This is a genomic window from Kribbella sp. NPDC056345 (assembly GCF_042262745.1).
Lineage (GTDB): Bacteria > Actinomycetota > Actinomycetes > Propionibacteriales > Kribbellaceae > Kribbella.
Window position 1 is genome coordinate 313437 of sequence record NZ_JBHJQQ010000001.1, and the last position, 17081, is coordinate 330517.

Annotated in this window: 12 protein-coding genes; 5 read left to right on the forward strand and 7 right to left on the reverse strand. The window is 67.3% G+C overall.

Going from position 1 to position 17081, the window contains the following annotated elements; translation table 11 throughout:
• Positions 1-52 precede the first annotated feature (52 nt).
• Both pepN and ACFCV3_RS01525 read left to right on the forward strand, forming a co-directional pair.
• On the forward strand, positions 53-2623 hold the full coding sequence (gene pepN, locus ACFCV3_RS01520; protein WP_376025082.1) for an aminopeptidase N: 2571 nt from the start codon (positions 53-55) through the stop codon (positions 2621-2623).
• Between the two features lie 37 nt (positions 2624-2660).
• Positions 2661-3191, forward strand: coding sequence for a hypothetical protein (locus ACFCV3_RS01525; RefSeq protein ID WP_376025084.1), 531 nt, complete (start codon positions 2661-2663; stop codon positions 3189-3191).
• On the opposite strand, the gene ACFCV3_RS01530 is transcribed toward ACFCV3_RS01525, so the two are convergent.
• The gene (locus ACFCV3_RS01530; RefSeq protein WP_376025085.1) at positions 3178-4302 is read right to left on the reverse strand and encodes a serine hydrolase domain-containing protein; all 1125 of its coding nucleotides are present in this window, start codon (positions 4300-4302) and stop codon (positions 3178-3180) included. The two genes, ACFCV3_RS01525 and ACFCV3_RS01530, sit on opposite strands and share 14 nt — an antisense overlap.
• A gap of 235 nt (positions 4303-4537) precedes the next feature.
• On the opposite strand from ACFCV3_RS01530, the gene ACFCV3_RS01535 reads away from it, so the two are divergent.
• A complete protein-coding gene (locus tag ACFCV3_RS01535) occupies positions 4538-5152 on the forward strand; it encodes a hypothetical protein (protein ID WP_376025087.1) in 615 nt (204 codons plus the stop codon).
• Here ACFCV3_RS01535 and ACFCV3_RS01540 read toward each other — a convergent pair.
• The 6 genes from ACFCV3_RS01540 to ACFCV3_RS01565 all read right to left on the reverse strand — a co-directional run bounded on the left by ACFCV3_RS01540 (position 5125) and on the right by ACFCV3_RS01565 (position 10371).
• Positions 5125-5709 (reverse strand): GNAT family N-acetyltransferase, encoded by a 585-nt coding sequence (locus ACFCV3_RS01540; protein WP_376025088.1) that lies wholly within the window; start codon positions 5707-5709, stop codon positions 5125-5127. The two genes, ACFCV3_RS01535 and ACFCV3_RS01540, sit on opposite strands and share 28 nt — an antisense overlap.
• Positions 5706-6104, reverse strand: coding sequence for a DUF5130 family protein (locus ACFCV3_RS01545; RefSeq protein ID WP_376025090.1), 399 nt, complete (start codon positions 6102-6104; stop codon positions 5706-5708). Before ACFCV3_RS01545 ends, ACFCV3_RS01540 begins: the two co-directional genes overlap by 4 nt.
• A complete protein-coding gene (locus ACFCV3_RS01550; RefSeq protein WP_376025091.1) occupies positions 6091-6372 on the reverse strand; it encodes a hypothetical protein in 282 nt (93 codons plus the stop codon). The genes ACFCV3_RS01545 and ACFCV3_RS01550 overlap by 14 nt, the downstream gene beginning before the upstream one ends.
• Positions 6373-6497: 125 nt before the next feature.
• Positions 6498-7094, reverse strand: coding sequence for a lytic polysaccharide monooxygenase (locus ACFCV3_RS01555; protein ID WP_376025093.1), 597 nt, complete (start codon positions 7092-7094; stop codon positions 6498-6500).
• Between the two features lie 122 nt (positions 7095-7216).
• Positions 7217-9334 carry a 4-alpha-glucanotransferase gene (malQ, locus tag ACFCV3_RS01560; protein WP_376025095.1) on the reverse strand — a complete coding sequence of 706 codons (2118 nt, stop codon included), beginning with the start codon at positions 9332-9334 and terminating at the stop codon, positions 7217-7219.
• Between the two features lie 50 nt (positions 9335-9384).
• Positions 9385-10371, reverse strand: a complete 987-nt coding sequence (locus ACFCV3_RS01565; RefSeq protein WP_376025097.1) for a hypothetical protein — start codon at positions 10369-10371, stop codon at positions 9385-9387.
• Between the two features lie 43 nt (positions 10372-10414).
• On the opposite strand from ACFCV3_RS01565, the gene ACFCV3_RS01570 reads away from it, so the two are divergent.
• Together ACFCV3_RS01570 and ACFCV3_RS01575 are read left to right on the forward strand one after the other, a co-directional pair.
• Positions 10415-11158, forward strand: coding sequence for a mechanosensitive ion channel family protein (locus ACFCV3_RS01570; protein ID WP_376025098.1), 744 nt, complete (start codon positions 10415-10417; stop codon positions 11156-11158).
• 121 nt (positions 11159-11279) lie between these two features.
• A complete protein-coding gene (locus ACFCV3_RS01575; protein WP_376025100.1) occupies positions 11280-17057 on the forward strand; it encodes a glycoside hydrolase family 88 protein in 5778 nt (1925 codons plus the stop codon).
• The last annotated feature ends 24 nt before the right edge of the window (positions 17058-17081 follow it).

Here is a 17081-nt window from a genome sequence, read left to right on the forward strand (position 1 = left end):
GTCGCGGGGAAACCCGCGTCCACCGCAGGCGTCAGGTGCATAGGATGCCGATATGCCTGGAACCAACCTGACGCGCGATGAGGCGCGTACCCGTGCCGGTGTGGTCAGCGATGTCAGCTACGCCATCGAGCTGGATCTGACCAACGCCCCGAGTGGAGCGCCGACCTTCCCGTCCGTGACCACGATCACCTTCACCGCGACCCACGGCGCGAGCACGTTCGCCGATCTGATCGCGGACAAGGTCCGTGAGATCACGCTGAACGGCAGCTCCCTCGACCCGGAGACGGTGTACGACGGCGCCCGCATCCAGCTCGACGGCCTGGCCGCCGCCAACGAGCTGCGCGTGGTCGCGGACTGCCTGTACTCGCGGACCGGTGAAGGGCTGCACCGCTCGGTCGACCCGGCCGACAAGGAGACCTACCTCTACACCCAGTTCGAGGTGCCGGACGCGCGCCGGGTGTTCACCACCTTCGAGCAGCCGAACCTCAAGGCCCCTTTCACTTTCACCGTCTCCGCACCGGCCCGCTGGGTCGTCATCTCGAACTCCCCCACCCCCGAGCCGACGACCTACGCGGGTCCGAGCGGCGAGGAGCTGGCCCGCTGGGAGTTCCCGCCGACCGAGCTGATGTCGACGTACATCACCGCTGTCGTGGCCGGTCCGTACCACGTGGTCACGGACGCCTACGAAGGTCCGCACGGCACCTACCCGCTGTCGCTGCTGTGCCGTCCGTCGCTCAAGGACTCGCTCGACACCGAGGACCTGTTCGAGGTGACCAAGCAGGGCTTCGCGCTGTTCGAGGAGGCCTTCGGGACGCCGTACCCGTTCCACAAGTACGACCAGGCGTTCGTGCCGGAGTACAACATGGGCGCGATGGAGAACGCGGGCTGCGTGACCCTTCGCGACGAGTACATCTTCCGCAGCCGCACCACGCACGCCGAGCTCGAGAGCCGCGCCAACACCGTGCTGCACGAGCTGGCGCACATGTGGTTCGGCGACCTGGTCACAATGACCTGGTGGGACGACCTGTGGCTGAACGAGTCCTTCGCCGAGTGGGCCTCGCACTGGGCGCAGGCGACGGCCACCACCAAGTACGCCGGTGCCTGGACGACGTTCTGCAACGCCCGCAAGAACTGGGCGTACCGGCAGGACCAGCTGCCCTCGACGCACCCGATCGCGGCCGACATGGTCGACTTCCACGCGGTCGAGGTGAACTTCGACGGCATCACCTACGCCAAGGGTGCCTCCACCCTGCGGCAGCTGGTCGCGTTCGTCGGTGAGGACACCTTCATCACCGCCCTGAAGGAGTACTTCGCCGATCATGCGTTCGGCAACACCGAGCTGACCGATCTGCTCAAGCCGCTCGAGAAGGCCTCCGGCCGGGACCTCGACGACTGGACTGAGCGCTGGCTGCGGACCGCCGGGGTGAACACGCTGCGCGCCGACTTCGCCGTCGACGCCGACGGCGCGTTCACGTCATTCGCGATCGAGCAGACAGCGGTCGAGGACTACCCCGTACTGCGTCCGCACCGGCTGGCCGTCGGCCTGTACCGGCTGACCGACGAGGGCCTGGTTCGCACCGAGCGGTTCGAGGTGGACATCGACGGTGCCCGCACCGAGCTGCCCGAGCTCGGCGGCGCCACCCAGCCGGACCTTGTGCTGCTGAACGACGACGACCTCACCTACGCGAAGATCCGGCTCGACGAGCGCTCCCGGGCCACCCTGGTCGAGTCCATCGACCAGTTGTCCGAGTCGCTGCCCAGAGCACTCGCCTGGGGTGCGGCCTGGGACATGACCCGGGACGCCGAGATGCCGGCCAGCCAGTACGTCGGGATCGTGCTGCGCGGGATCCGGGCCGAGAGCGACCTGACGGGTGTCCGGTCGCTGCTCTCGCAGGTCACCAGCGCCATCAACCTGTACGCCGCTCCGGAGCGGCGGGACGCCCTGCGGAACCAGTTCGAGGAGGCCCTCGCGGATCTGGTCGCCGAGGCCGAGGCCGGTAGCGATCACCAGCTCGCGTTCGTCCGGGCCTACAGCAGTGCGGTCTTCTCCGCGGCCGGTGCGGACCGGCTGGCCGCCTGGCTGGACGGGCGGGAGCTGCCCGCCGGTCTGGTCGTCGACACCGACCTGCGCTGGACGCTGATCGTCGCACTTTCCCGGCTGGGCCGGATCGGTGCCGACGAGATCGAGGACGAGCTGACCCGCGACACCACCATCACCGGTGGCGAGCGGGCCGCGCAGGCCCGCGCGGCGCGGCCGACCGCCGAGGCCAAGGAAGAAGCCTGGCGGATCGCAGTCGAGTCCGGAGACACTCCGAACGAGACACAGTTCCGGACCATCCTCGGCTTCCAGCAGCCCGGCCAGGAGGACCTGCTCCGCCCGTACGTCGGCAAGTACCTGAGCGCGGCCAAGGACGTCTACACCCGGCTCGGCTCGTCCATGGGCGAGAACGTGCTGGTCTACCTGTCGCCGCGCAACCTGGCCGAGCAGCCGACACTGGACGCGCTCACCGAGTGGCTGACGGCCGAGTCGACGGCTGTCGACGCACCGACCCGTCGCTACGTCTCGGAGGCCCAGGCCGACCTGACCCGCGCGATCGCCGCACAGGTTCGCGACGCAAGCTGAATGACAGGCTGCACCCGGCCGGGGTAGAACAGAGCAGATGCCTGCTTCTGACCCCGCCCTGGCCGGTGCAGCCGCTGTCGCGCTGACTGGACTCGCTGAGGCGTACCGCCCGCGCCCTGTCACTCCCCTGCTTCCGTGGCGGGACCCCCATCGGCTGGTGAAGCCGTACATCATCACCGCACGCGGGCGGCAGTGGGACGACCAGATGGTCGAGTTCGCGCGGGCTGGTGCGAGCCGGCAGCTGGACTTCGACGATGCGATGGGTTCGGTCGGCCTGGCCGTCGCGGTACTGCATCTGAGCGACGACGGCGCCTACTTGGTCGTGCACAGCTGGACGAAGGACTACCAGTCCAGGCTGAGCAGATTCAGCGGTGTCGACGTGGACGACCTGCGCCCGGTGCCCACCGGCGTCGCGCCGAGCGTGTGGGAGCTCGAGGTGCTCAGCCACGAGCGGACGGCGTACGTGACACACATCCTGAGCGGTGGTGTCGATGTGGACGCCTGGCTGGAGGACGCGCTCGACACGCGCCCCCAGCCCGATCCTCAAGGCATTCCTAGCGGCACATGACGTCGTCGATCAGCTTGGTGGCCGCGTTCTCCTGAGCCACCATCGCCTCACTCGAGTCGTACAGCTGGGTGGACATCGAGACCACCACACTGCGCTTCCCGTCGGCACTGACCGCCGTACGAGTCCGGAAGCCGATCTGGTCACCGCTGGGGATCCAGACTCGCCCACCGCAGGACAGCTCTCTCGAGCCGACCCCCAGGCCGTAGCGAGCGTCGCGCCAGATGATGTCAGTACCTTCCATCGCGACTGTGGTGGTCAGCTCACGCAGCTGGGCCGGCTTGAGCAACCGGCCGTCGAAGATGGCCCGGACGATCCGGTCCAGGTCCTTGAGCGTGGAGATGTAGCCACCTGAGGCGTCTGCGTCGATCAGCTCGGTCGTGTCGGTGTACTCGCCCGCAGTGAACCGCGTGTAGCCGTGCGCATGCGGTCCGCTGATCTTCGGATTCGTTCGCGGGAAGTACGTGTCGCGCAGGTGCAGCGGCCGGACGATCCGGCGGTCGACCTCGTCGTACCAGGTCCGTCCGGTGACGGCCTTGATCATCAGGCCCACCAGGTCGTACCCAGTGTTCGAGTAGTCCCACCCTCCGCCCGGCTGGAACGGCGGCTTGTTGCGCAGCCCGGCCTTCACGATCTCCTCCTCGGTGCGCACGAGGTAGCGGCGCTCGTAGTACTGCTCAGCGCTGTCGATGCTGGGGAAGCTGTCGTCGTTGATGCCGGCAGTGTGCTGCAGCAGGTGCCGGACGGTGATCTTCCGGCCGTCGTAGCCGTTCCCCTGCACCAGGCCAGGCAGCCACTGCTCCACCGAGTCGTCCAGCCGCATGCGGCCCTCGGCGACCAGTTGCAGCACCACCGTCCCCACCAGCACCTTGTTGGTGCTCCCGATCCGGAAGCGACCGTCAGCCCGGGGCACACTGCCACCGAGCACCCGCACTCCACTCACCGCCGTCCGCGAGCCCCGCGGCGATGTCTCCCGAGCCAGTACGCCGGTCACTCCGGTGGCGACGATTCCGTCGGCGTCTCGTTGCAGTGTGGACCGGCCGGCATCGGCACTGACCGGTACGGCGGCTGCCGCCAGCGTCACGGCAATGGCGGCGAAAAGTCGTCTTCTCATGTCTGGAAGGCTTTCAACGCACCATCCCGGCCGCCATCGCCTGCGGACCCGGACAGTGGTAGCGCGAACGCGACCTGTAGCCATCAAACGATTGCTCGTCGGCACACCGTGAGGAGTCGTGTGCAGACCGCGATCTCGTTGCCCAGAAGGAGATTCTCACCACGTGAAGAGCACTCACTTCTGGCCCGGATCGGTTTAAGCTCACGCGGAGAGACCTGGGGAGGGGTCCTGTGCCGTGACATCACATCGCCGGAAGAAACAGCAACCGCGCTCGCGTGCTGCGGTCGGTGCCGCCATTGTGGCCACCGCCGCGATCGCCACTGTGTCTGCCTTCATCCTGACCAAAGGTGAGCCCACTCCGTCGGCGGACGACGCCGTCCGTGCAGCCGGCGTACCGGACACTCCTGCCTCCACGCCGACTCCCAGCGCCCATCCAACGGTCGCCTCCAAGGCGGACCGGAAGCCTCCGTCCAGCCGTTCGGCGCCCAAGACGACGACGTCTGCGCCGCCCGACACCGGCCCGACGTCACCTCGCTTCAAGCGCGGGCAGTGGATCGCAGTGCTCGACAAGTACTCGTCCGACACCGGACTGGATGCCGGACAGCTCGCACAGAGCGCGGCGGCCAAGATCATCGCGGCCGGTGTCCCCGCGAAGGCCATGCTGGTCAACGGCCAGTACCCCGGCTTCGCCAACAGCTCAGGCGAGCCGGTGCTCGACACGTGGGTCGTCTACCTCGGCCCTGGTACGTCGTCGGCCCAGATGCTCAACCTGTGTATGGCACCGAAGACGCAGCGCGCGTACGACAGCCCTGCCTGCCCGACCTACGAACCGGCGACCGCAGGCCGGTGATCGGTCGCCAGGCGGGCGTGCAGGTGCGAGTCATGCCGCTCGCCGCTCGGCTCGACGTAGTAGTGCCGCATAATGCCTTCCAGCTGGAACCCTGCACGCACGGCAACCCGGCAGGACCCCTCGTTGACCAGTGAGTGGTCGAGAGAGATGCGGTGCAGCCCTAGACCGTCTGGCGCGAAGGCCCAGCGAGCGGCCGCGTCCAGAGCACGGGCACCGAGGGCTCGGCCACGAGCAGCCGGATTGACCCAGTAGGCAGCGACCGCCTGATCCGGAATCCGGTGCACGTCCCGCAAGGCGACGTTGCCGATCACGTAGTCGGTCGCGCGGTCCGCTACGGCAAAGATGGCATCGCCGCGCGACCAGGCGTCCAGGCGTGGCCGCAGCCAGCGCTGCGCCCGCCGGTCCGCGGGAGTGCGGATCACCGCAGTCCCAGCGGTCCAGCGCAGTACGTCAGGGTCCCGCAGCGCCTCGGCCACCGCCTCCTCGTCGGAGGCTACGAACGGACGCAGTACGACGTCGTCCAGCTCGATGCGGTGCGGCTGCAGGGCCCGGGTCACTGCTTGTGCGGCTCGTTGGCGTGCAGTAGAGGCGCCTGGTGCGCGTTGGTACCCAGCTGCTGCACTCCGGTCACCAGACCGCCGGTCAGGTCACCAGTGGCGAACGACGTCTGCATCGTCAGCGCGGCCAGCCCGGCAGCGGTGTCCGACAACTGACGCTTCGCCTCGGCACCGGTGACGATCTCCAGCCGGCGGCCGGCCGGGTCGACGTACACGAGCACCGTGTGGTCCGGGTCCTCGAGCTCGTTCAGCAGCTCCACGGCGAACGGACGGGTCTCGGAGTCCGCGCCACCGACGTACACGGAGAAGTGCAGGCCGGACGCCTCCTCGGCGTGCCGGACCGCGCGCTCGATGTCGTGGAGCTGGTCGGGCGTGAACGCGTCACCAACTGGCACTTGCGCCTCCGGTCGTACGGGCGACGCCGGCACCGGCGGTCGCGGGGGTTCCTGGCGCGGCGGGCAGCTCGGGCAGGTTGGCAGGGTCGGGCTTGGTGGCGACCGGTCCGTTGATCCAGACCGGCGGCGCCCACCAGGACAACCCCGGCCGGTACCGCGGCCCGCTCGCGATCGATCCCGCGAACACCAGCAGCGCCAGCACCGCGGCCACGAACACAGGAATCCCGACGAACACCAACACCGTGTGGCCGGACAGCTCAGCAATCACGCCTGCAGCCTAGTACTCCCGCGGCGGCGGCTGCTCCAGGGGGCTGGCGGACACTCCTTGAAATAGGGGCGGTTATTTCAAGGAGTGCAGTACCCGGGAAAGTTAGTTACCAAATGTGCGCTGAATCAGAAACGAACATCCGAACACTGGTAGAAAGCGTTCGCGGTGTCGGCGATCGTCCAGACCGAGACAATCATGTGCCGGCCGCTCTTACCCGACGGCAGGTTGCCGGTGTGGGAGAAGTCGTTCGGTGGGCGGCCGCTGTACGACCTGACCAGGAACGGCGTCAGTTCGAGCGCCGAGCGGGTCAGTGGAGCGTTCTGGTTCCAGCCGTTCTTGGTGATGTAGTACCGGAAATCGGTCGTCGAATGTGGCGCGGTCAGATACCACCTGAACGTGTACGACGCACCGGAGGTCAGGTTGTTGACCGGCCAGGCGCCACCGCGCTGATCGTCCAGCTGGGCGAACTGTCCCAGACCGGCCGAGCAGATCTTGCCGTCGGCAGGACCCCCGTTGGGGAAGCCTTTCGGGCCTTCGACACTCTGCGGCTCCCACTGGATCTGGCCGCAGTTCGTCGCCTGGCCGGACTGGCAGAACTTGGCCCGGCTGGTCGGTGAGTTGGTCCAGCCGTGGCCGTGGGCCAGCGGCACGGAGGTGGTGAAAGTCAGGGCCAGTGCGCCTATGGCGACACCGGCCATGCTGACTTTGCGTGATCGCAGCATGAGGTAACTCCTTGCACTGTGGGGCGGTGAGACAGTGAAGGAAGGCGCCTTCGTGGTTGACCAATAGAAAACAACTCTTCAAATCTATTGTCAACAACTCGTGACCGGTGAAATACGGAAAGCTAGATTGTCAGAGCGCCGATCAAGCGTCTGAGCCGCAGATTGTTCGGCAGGTCCTCGACGAGAGCCGGTTCACCGTCCGGACCGCCGAGCGGGATCCGCCAGTTCGGATACTCATCTGTCGTCCCCGGCTGATTCTGCGTACGCCGTTCTCCGATCGCGTCGGTCAGTGCGACACCGACCAGCTTCGACGGAGTGTGAGCGACGTACTGGTGCAGTGCCTCCACGATGCGTTCGACGTCGCCGTCGGTGTAGCGGAGCAGGTGGCGCTCGCGCAGTGCGTCCAGCCACGCATCCCGATCCGCCTCGTCCACGGCCAGCTCTTCGGCCACCGGACGAGTCAGCAGGCCCAGCCGGTTGCGCAGCTCGACATGGTCGCCGGCCAGGTAGCCCGCGGTCGGCGGCAGGTCGTGCGTGGTGACGGTGGCCAGGCACAGCTCGCGCCAGCGCTCAGGCGCGAGTGGCTTGCCATCTGCATCCCGCTCGAACCACAGCACCGACGTACCGAGCACTCCGCGCTCAGTGAGGTAGTCACGCACCCAGGGCTCGACGGTGCCGAGGTCCTCCCCCACGACCGTCACTCCGGCCCGGGTGGCCTCCAGGACGAGGATGCCGATCAGCGCCTCGTGGTCGTAGCGCACGTAGGTGCCCTCGGTCGGTCGCTCCGGTGAGGTCACCCACCAGAGGCGGAACATGCCGAGGATGTGGTCGATCCGCAGTCCACCGCCGTGGCGCATCACCGCGCGGACCAGGTCCCGCCAGGCGGCGTACCCGGTCTCGGCCAGCGCGTTCGGCCGCCAGGGCGGCTGGGACCAGTCCTGGCCCTGCTGGTTGAACGCGTCCGGCGGCGCTCCGACGTGGATGCCCTGGGCCAGCACGTGCTGCAGCGCCCACGCGTCCGCACCATCCGGATGTACGCCGACTGCCAGGTCGTGGACGACGCCCAGCGACATGCCGGCCGTCTTCGCCCGGGCCTGCGTGCGGGCGAGCTGCTCGTCCATCTGCCACTGCAGCCAGCAGTGGAACTCCACAGCGTCCGGATTGTCGTTCCGGAACGCAGTGACCGCCGAGCTGGTCGGGTCCTGCAGTTCCTCGGGCCACTTGCTCCACTCAGGCCCGTGGACGTCGGAGATTGCCGCCCAGGTCGCGAAATCGACCAGCCCCTGGTTCTCACGGTCGCAGTACGCGCCGTACTCGGCGATCCGGCCGATCGAGGGTCGCACGCCGAACAGCAACTGCAGTGCCTCGCGTTTGGCGGCCCAGACCGTGTCACGGTCCAGAGCATTCGCGTCCTCACTCAGCGCCCGCGCCTGCAGGCTGAGCGTCCGGACCCGGTCCCGCTCGGCCGGCGCCAGATCGCCGTACTCGTCGATGTCCTCGATCCGCAGGTAGATCGGGTTGCCGAAGCGCCGGGAAGCCGGCAGGTACGGCGAGGGCTCCATCCGGCCGGCCAGTTCGGCGGCATGCAGCGGGTTGATCAGCACGAACCCGGCACCGAGGTCGTTGGCGGACCAAGCGGCCAGGTCGGCCAGGTCGTGCAGGTCACCGATCCCCCACGAGCGCCGCGAGCGGACGGAGTACAGCTGCAGCACCCAGCCCCAGGTGCGGTTCAGCTTCTCCGGCTCCAGCTTGCTGGGGGTGACGATCAGCGACCCGACCGAGATCTCCGGACTGGTGCCGACCCTCGCGCACAGCCGGTGATAGCCCAGCGGCAGGTCTCCCGGGAGCTGGAACGTCGCCTCACCGATCTGCACGCCGTCGACCCACTCCGGCTCGACCCAGTGGTCCTGCTGCGGGATGTCCCGTCGCTGGCCACCGTCCTCCAGGTCCACCCACACCTCGGCAGTGGAACCATGCGGCAGGTGCACGGCGAACCATGGCGTCCAGCCCGCGCGCATCACCACAGTGGCCGGCAACGTCCGTCGCCAGCGCGCCAGCTGATGTTCGTCCAGGGCCTCAGCAGCCTTCTCCGGTGTGGACGCGTCCACACCGAGTGCCGCGAGCACAGTGGAGACAACCTCGCTGGAGACGATCACATGCTCGCCTTGCCAGTTCCAGTACTCCGTCGCCACACCATGGGCAACCGCTAGCTCGACAAGGGCCGGAGTGGGAGCAGTCACCTCAGCGAGTCTGCCGCATCAAGGCCCCTGGTGTGTAACGCAGCGCCGTGTCAGTTAGCTGGTCGTCGCTTGCTCAGGAGCAGTACGGCGAACAGGAGCGCCACGCTGGCCACTACGAGCCCGATCGCCACCCCTGCGACATTGTCGGTGAGCTGGTAGAGCGCAGTCGGCCAGATGACCAGCAGGATCGAGCAACCGACCACCGCGTACGCCGATGCGCGCCGCCGCCCGTACGCGACCAGCAGTGCGGCCGGACCGGCGGTTCCGACCGCCAGTGCCATGATCTCGCCGCGCTCCTGGATCAGCCAGCAGATCGACGAGCTGAACATCGCCGCACCGGCCAGCGACCAGGCAGTGGGCTGGTCGCGGAACAGTCCGAGCACGGCCATCACGAACGCGACCAGGATGAACCCGGTCCCGGCGATCCCCGCCGAGTTCGACGCCGATCCGTCGTCCGGGGTGAGCACGTCGGCGGTGATCACCAGCACCCCGACGGCCAGGATGCCGAACGTTGCCACCAGCAACGACGATCCGGCCAGCCACCACAGGCCGAGGCCGGCCAGCGTGAGCGCGATGGCGACCCCGACGATCCGGCCGGCCTCCCCCTCGATCGCGACGTACGTGGCGAAACCGGCCACACAACAGCCCAGCGAGGCCAGCGCCGAGGCGAGTTGGTCCCGGCGCCCGAAGATCTTCAGCACGACGGCCGCCCCGAGCAGCACGACCGCGGCGACAGTCCCGGTGCTGATCCGGGCCGCCCGGCCCATCTCACCCCAGTTGGCCAGCGTGAGCAGCGCCACGGCACCGAGCAGGAGCGCACCACCGACGTACCCGAGCACCTCGACCAGTGCGCTCGAGTGGGCAGCGGCGGGCGGCGTCCGCTTCGGCGGCGGGGGCGCGGGTGGCTCGGGCCGGTTCCGCGCGATGGCAGCGTCGACCTCGGCATCGGCGGCCGCGCGCAGCGCCTCGGCCTGGTACTGGCGCAGCACGCCCGCGCTCACGAGCCTGAGCAGCTCGTCGTCCAAGCGGCTGGGCATGCGATTCGTCTCCCTGGTCGAGGTCACTAACATGGGCGGCGATATGCCTATTCTGACCAGCTACCTTGTGTCCGCGTTCAGTCACCCCCTGTTTTCCCGTCCGCTGGAGCTCCCAACCTTCTTCCGGTGGGGCAACGACGGCAAGCTCGAGGTGACCGACCAGATCATCACCGTGCCCGCGCGCATCCTGGCGCTGGTCATCGGTTTCTTCGTGCTCCGCTGGATCCTGCACAAAGCCATCCGCCGGTTCGCCCGCCGGACCGGTAACGGCACGGTCGCCGGCGTGCTGTCCAAATCGAAGCTCGGTCAGGACTTCGTCGAGAACAACCTGGCCACCGAGCGCCGGACCCAGCGCGCCGAAACGATCGCTTCGCTGCTGAGCAGCGTGGTGACGATCGTGCTCACCGCGGTCCTGGTGGTGATGCTGCTGGCCGAGCTCGGCTTCGACATCATGCCGGTGCTGGCCACCGGAAGCATCCTCGGCGTCGCGCTCGGCTTCGGCGCCCAGACGCTGGTCAAGGACTTCCTGGCCGGTGTCTTCATGATCTTCGAGGACCAGTACGGCGTCGGCGACCTGATCGACATGGAGAAGGCGACCGGCACCGTGACGGCGGTCGGCCTGCGGATCACCACGCTCCGCGGCGAGGACGGCACCACCTGGTACGTCCGGAACGGCGAGGTCCTGCGGATCGGCAACCTGACCACCCGCGACCCGCAGTCCGCTGCCCCCTCCGGCGTCGGCAGCGGCACCGAGAAGGCCGAAGACACTCACCTTCCGACGGAATAGCACACAATTCATCGTCACAGATCTTGACCGGCCCAGCACCGCGCGTCATCATCGGCAGTGATTAGGAAACCTTCCTAACCAAATCCACTCCAACTCAACCGCCCCGGTTTTGGAGCTCGAGATGCGCCGATCGTCGTTGCGTCGCGCCCTGGTGGCGCTCCTGTCCCTGACCATGCTGACCACTCTGCTGGTCGCACCCACCCAACCCGCCAACGCCGAGGTGCAGCACCCTCGGCAGCAGTTCCTCCGCGATTCCGTCGGCGGACTGTTCCTGCACTGGGGGATGCGAACCTCCCCCGGCTACACCAGTTGCAGCACCTGGGAGAGCGCCGTGAAGTCCGGCGGCTGGGACCCGGCGTACTGGGTCCGAGAGGCTCAGAAGCTGCACACGCAGTACCTGGTCCTGGCCACGTTCCACAGCCGGCTCGGCTACGCGCGACCGTGGCCGAGCAGCATTCCCGGCAGCTGCCACACCGGCCGCGACCTGGTCCGGGAGACCATCGACGCCGCGTCGGCCAAGGGTCTGAAGGTCATCCTCTACATGACCGACGACCCGCAGTGGCACGCCGAAGGGCTGCCGGCAGGCAAGTCCTGGCTCGATTCCGCCGCCTACTCGAAGTACAAGGGCCGTTCGGTCGACCTGACCACCCGCGACGGGTTCGGCGAGTTCAGCTACGACAACTTCGTCGAGGTGATGGGCCGCTACCCGGACCTCGGCGGCTTCTGGATCGACAACGACAACGCCTACTGGGAGCGCAACGGACTGTACGAGCGGATCCGGCGCGAGCGCCCGTCGTACACGCTCAGCAACAACAACGAGGACACGCCGATCATGGACATGATCAGCAACGAGCAGAAGACCGGCATGTCCCCGGACTACGACTACCCACAGGCCGTCTACACCGCCGCACCGCGGCTGATCGAGGCCGATTTCAAGCTCCCGTCGACCGGACCCTGGTGGTACAACGGCTCCGACCCGGCCGTGGACGCCAAGCTCACGATCGGCCGGCTGGTCAGCAACGCCGGGTCGTCGATCAAAGCGCTGATGGCCGAGACCGCCATGGTCAACGGCCGCTTTCCCGCTCGCCAGGAGAGTTTTAACAACCTTGTTGACAAATTTATGCGGCCGATCTGGCCGTCGCTCCACGGCACCGAAGGCGGCGGGTACGCGTACGGCGGCCTGAAGCCCGGATTCTGGAACGACGGGGCGCACGGAGTCACCACGATCAGTCGCAGCAACCCCGACGAGCACTACGTCCACGTGCTCACCCGGCCGTCGACGAACACCTTGCGGATCCGCGACAACGGCTACCGGGTCGCCCGAGTGACCGATCTCCGGACAGGAGCCGTGATCCCGCACACGCAGGCGACCGGTGTCCTGACGCTGACCGGGATCACCAGCTGGGACCAGTACGACACCGTGTTCAAAGTCGAGACGGCCGGTCGCGAGGGGATTGTCAGGGCCACAACAAGCGCGCCGGCCGCCGCAGACGGTAGCTATCTGACCTACTGGGACACCAACAAGACCACACCGGTGTCACTGCGCTACGACCTCGGCTCCGCGAAGACAGTGCGGTACCTCGGCATCAACCAGCGTGAGGACTCCGTCGCCTACGCGCGGTCGGCGACCGAGCAGTCCGCGCGCATCAAGGACTACCGCGTCTACGTCAGCGCCGACGGCACGAACTGGGGTTCACCGATCAAGACCGGCACCCTCCCAAGCCGGCGCGGCGTCGCCTTCATCGACCTCCCGGCAACGAGCACCCGGCACATCCGTCTGGAGGTGGTCAACACCCACGCCGCCGCCAGCGACACCACCCGCTACAAGCGCCTGCGCATCGACGAGACCTGGGTCGGTACGGCGTACGCCCGGTCCGCCAACGTGGTCACGCAAGCCGTGGCCGCCGCCGAGTTCAACGTGAAGAACTACGGCGCGAAGGGGGACGGCAACGCCAACGACAGCGCGGCGATCAACAAGACCATCACCGCCGCGGCCAACGCCGGTGGCGGCACGGTCCGCTTCCCGCCGGGCACCTACAAGAGCGCCAACTCGATCCATCTGAAGAGCAAGATCACCTACCAGCTCGACTCCGGCGCGACGATCCTCGGTGCGAGCAACGACACCTACGACGCGGCCGAGCCGAACCCGTACGACGACTACCAGGACTACGGCCACAGCCACTTCCACAACGCGATGATGTGGGGCGACCAGCTGACCGATATCGCGTTCACCGGGACTGGCACGATCGACGGCGGCGGTCACCTCATCACCGGCAACCCGAAGGCCGGCGAGGCGGACAAGATCATCTCGCTGACCCGCTGCAGCGGACTTCGGGTGGACGGTATCCGGCTGCGCCGCGGCGGTCACTTCGCGATGCTCACCAACGGCTGCGACAACATCAGCTCGGACAACCTGCGGATCGACACCGCGAGCGACCGCGACGGCTGGAACGTGATCAACGCCAAGAACGTGACGATCACCAACGCGAAGTTCGCCGCGAACGACGACGCGCTCGCCTTCAAGAGCGACTGGGCGCTGGGCCGCACGATCGACAACGGCCACGTCCGGGTCTCCGACTCCGAACTGTCGGCCGGCTGCTGCAACGCGCTGATGTTCGGCTCGGAGACCTGCGGTGACTTCACCGACTACACCTTCGAGCGGATCAAGATCACCGGTGCGAGCAAGTCCGGCCTCGGCATGGTCTCGATGGACGGCAGCAACATCTCCGACGTGCACTACCGCGACATCACCATGTCCGGTACCCGCAGCCACATCATGCAGAAGGTCGGTACCCGCAAGCGCTGCGGCGACAACCCCGGTGTCGGTTCGATCAGCAACATCACCTACCAGAACATCACCGCCACGTACGACGGCTCCCGGGGTACGGCGTACAGCCCGACGCTGTGGGGCGAGTCCGGCAACACGATCCGCGATATCACGTTCGACAACGTCCAGCTGAACGCGCCCGGTGGCAACGGCACGATGAGTACCGGCGTACCGGCCAACGACCCGAAGAACTACAACCCGAACAGCATCGGAACCAGACCGGCGTACGGGTGGTACATGCGCCGCGTGAACGGAGTGAAGTTCACCAACAGCTCGGTCCGATTCACCAAGAACGACGGTCGGCCCGGGGTGATCGCCAACGAGTCCGGAAACGTCCGGCTGGCCGATTTCGTCGCCGAGCGCGGCACTGCGAGCCCGCACGACCTCGGCTTCCAGACGGTGGCCGGCTACTGCGCCACTGGCAAGAACACCACCGGCGGGGCGCTGCGGGTCAACGCGTCCGGCTCGACGAGCAACTGTCCTGCCAATGCTGTGATGCTGGACAACGGCCTGGCCAGGACACCACCGATGGGCTTCAACAACTGGAACTCAACCAAGTGCTCGAGCACCTTCAACGAGTCGATGATCAAGAGCATCGCGGACCTGTTCGTCAGCCGCGGTCTCAAGGACGCCGGGTACCAGTACGTCAACATCGACGACTGCTGGGCGCTCCCGCAGCGCAACGCGCAAGGCAACCTGGTGCCCGACCCGGCGCGCTTCCCGAACGGCATCAAGAGTCTCGCGGACTACGTGCACAGCAAGGGACTCAAGTTCGGCATCTACACCAGTGCGGGCACCAAGACCTGCAACACCGCAGGCTTTCCCGGCGGTCTCGGTCACGAGCAGCAGGACGCGAATCTGTTCGCCTCCTGGGGTGTCGACTACCTCAAGTACGACAACTGCAACAACCAGGGAGTGGATGCCCAGCAGCGCTACAAGGCGATGCGGGACGCACTGGCCCGCACCGGCCGGCCGATCGTCTACTCGATCTGCGAGTGGGGTCGCACCGGTCCCCCGCGGGTGTGGCAGTGGGGCAAGGACGTCGGCAACCTGTGGCGGACCACGGGCGACATCAGTGACAACTGGGGCAGCATGATCGGCAAGGCCCAGGCCAACCGCGTGCTCGCCCAGTACGCCGGTCCTGGCCACTGGAACGACCCGGACATGCTCGAGGTCGGCAACGGCGGGATGACGGCGACCGAGTACCGCACCCACCTCAGTCTGTGGGCGATCATGTCCGCTCCCCTGCTGATCGGCTCCGACCTGCGCAAGGCGTCCGACGAGACGTTCGAGATGCTCACCAACCGCGACGTGATCGCGGTGGATCAGGACAAGCTCGGCCGCCAGGCCACTGTGGTCAGTTCGTCGGGCGGACTGGTTGTCTATGGCAAGACTCTGGCCAACGGCGACCGTGCCGTCGCCCTGTCCAACGAAACGACGTCCACCGCCACCATCTCCACCACTGCGGCAGCACTCGGCCTCAGCGGATCGTCGTCGTACACACTGAAAGACCTGTGGAGTAAGGCGACCCGGACCACCTCGGGTGCGATCAGTGCCTCGGTCCCGGCCCACGGCACCGTGCTCTACCGCGTCACTCGCGCTGGTACGACGACCCGGTACGAGGCGGAGGCGGCGACGTACTCGGCCGGCAGCTCGGTGGACACCGATCACTCGGGCTTCTCGGGCACGGGTTTCGTGAACACGTCCAACGCAGCCGGCAGCTACGTGCAATGGACCGTCAACCGCCCGCAGGCCGGCCCGGCTACCCTCACCTTCGACCACGCCAACGGTACGACGGCCAGCCGGGCCGTGGACATCGCCGTCAACGGGACCGTGGTCGCCAGGAACGTCGCAGTGCCGTCCACCGGTGCCTGGACGCTCTGGAAGACGCTGGTAACCACTGCGAATCTCAACGCCGGCGCCAACACCATCCGGGTGACGGCAACCACCGCCAACGGCGCTCCGAACCTGGACTACCTCGATGTCACCACCAGCTCGACCGCACCGGAGCTGGCCGCGACGGACTGGTCGAAGGAGCTGGTCGACTCGACCATGGCGCGCTACACACCGGCGACCATCGGCGGCTGGTCCTACCCGATCGGCCTCTACCTCTACGGGCAGTACCTGGTCTACCAGCGGACCCATGACCCGAAGTACCTGAGCTACCTCAAGACGTGGGTCGACCGGTTCGTGGACTCGTCCGGGAACATCAACCACAGCTTCAACAACCTCGACAGCATGCTGTCCGGGCGGCTACTCGTCCTGCTGCACCGTGAGACGGGCGACAACCGCTACAAGGTTGCGGCGACCAAGATCCGCACCAGGCTCAACACCTACCCGCGGACCGCGGACGGCGGGTTCTGGCACGCCACCAGCCGCCAGCACCAGCTGTGGGGTGACGGGGTGTTCATGGTCGACCCCTTCCTCGCGGAGTACGGCCGCCAGTTCGGCGACTCGACGTACACGAACAAGGAGACTGTTGATCAGCTGCTGACGACTGCGAAGCACCTGCAGCGCCCGAGCGGTCTGCTACGGCACGCGTACGACGAGGCTCGCGCGCAGACCTGGGCGAATCCGACCACTGGGCTGGCGCCGGAGGTCTGGTGCCGCGCCGAGGGCTGGTACGGGATGGCGGTCATCGACGTGCTCGAGGTGGTTCCGGCGAACCAGCCCCGGCGGGCCGAGCTGGTCGACGTACTGCGGAAGCTCGTGACCGGGTATGCGCGGTACCAGGACCCGAAGACCGGGCGGTGGTTCCAGGTCGTCGACAAAGGCAGCCGGGCCGACAACTGGACCGAGACCTCCTGCTCGTCGATGTACACCTTCGTCATCTCCCGGGCGGTCCAGCGGGGGTACGTCGACCCGTCGTACCAGGCAGTGGCTGATCGCGGCTACCAAGGCGTGCTGGCGAAGATCTCGCTCGGCAGCGACGGGCGCACCAACCTGAAGGACATCAGCATCGGGACCAACGTCGGCAACTACAGCTACTACATCGGCCGGGAGCGAGCCACCAACGACTTCCACGGGCTCGGGGCGTTCCTGATCATGAACGAACAACTCCGGGCGAAATGACAGCAAGGCGCCCGGTGCGATCCA

Bases quoted from the DNA above. Each gene is read 5' to 3' on its own strand.
- pepN (WP_376025082.1), top strand. From the start codon at position 53: ATGCCTGGAACCAACCTGACGCGCGATGAGGCGCGTACCCGTGCCGGT.
- ACFCV3_RS01525 (WP_376025084.1), top strand. From the start codon at position 2,661: ATGCCTGCTTCTGACCCCGCCCTGGCCGGTGCAGCCGCTGTCGCGCTG.
- ACFCV3_RS01530 (WP_376025085.1), bottom strand. From the start codon at position 4,302: ATGAGAAGACGACTTTTCGCCGCCATTGCCGTGACGCTGGCGGCAGCC.
- ACFCV3_RS01555 (WP_376025093.1), bottom strand. From the start codon at position 7,094: ATGCTGCGATCACGCAAAGTCAGCATGGCCGGTGTCGCCATAGGCGCA.
- ACFCV3_RS01565 (WP_376025097.1), bottom strand. From the start codon at position 10,371: ATGCCCAGCCGCTTGGACGACGAGCTGCTCAGGCTCGTGAGCGCGGGC.
- ACFCV3_RS01570 (WP_376025098.1), top strand. From the start codon at position 10,415: ATGCCTATTCTGACCAGCTACCTTGTGTCCGCGTTCAGTCACCCCCTG.
- ACFCV3_RS01575 (WP_376025100.1), top strand. From the start codon at position 11,280: ATGCGCCGATCGTCGTTGCGTCGCGCCCTGGTGGCGCTCCTGTCCCTG.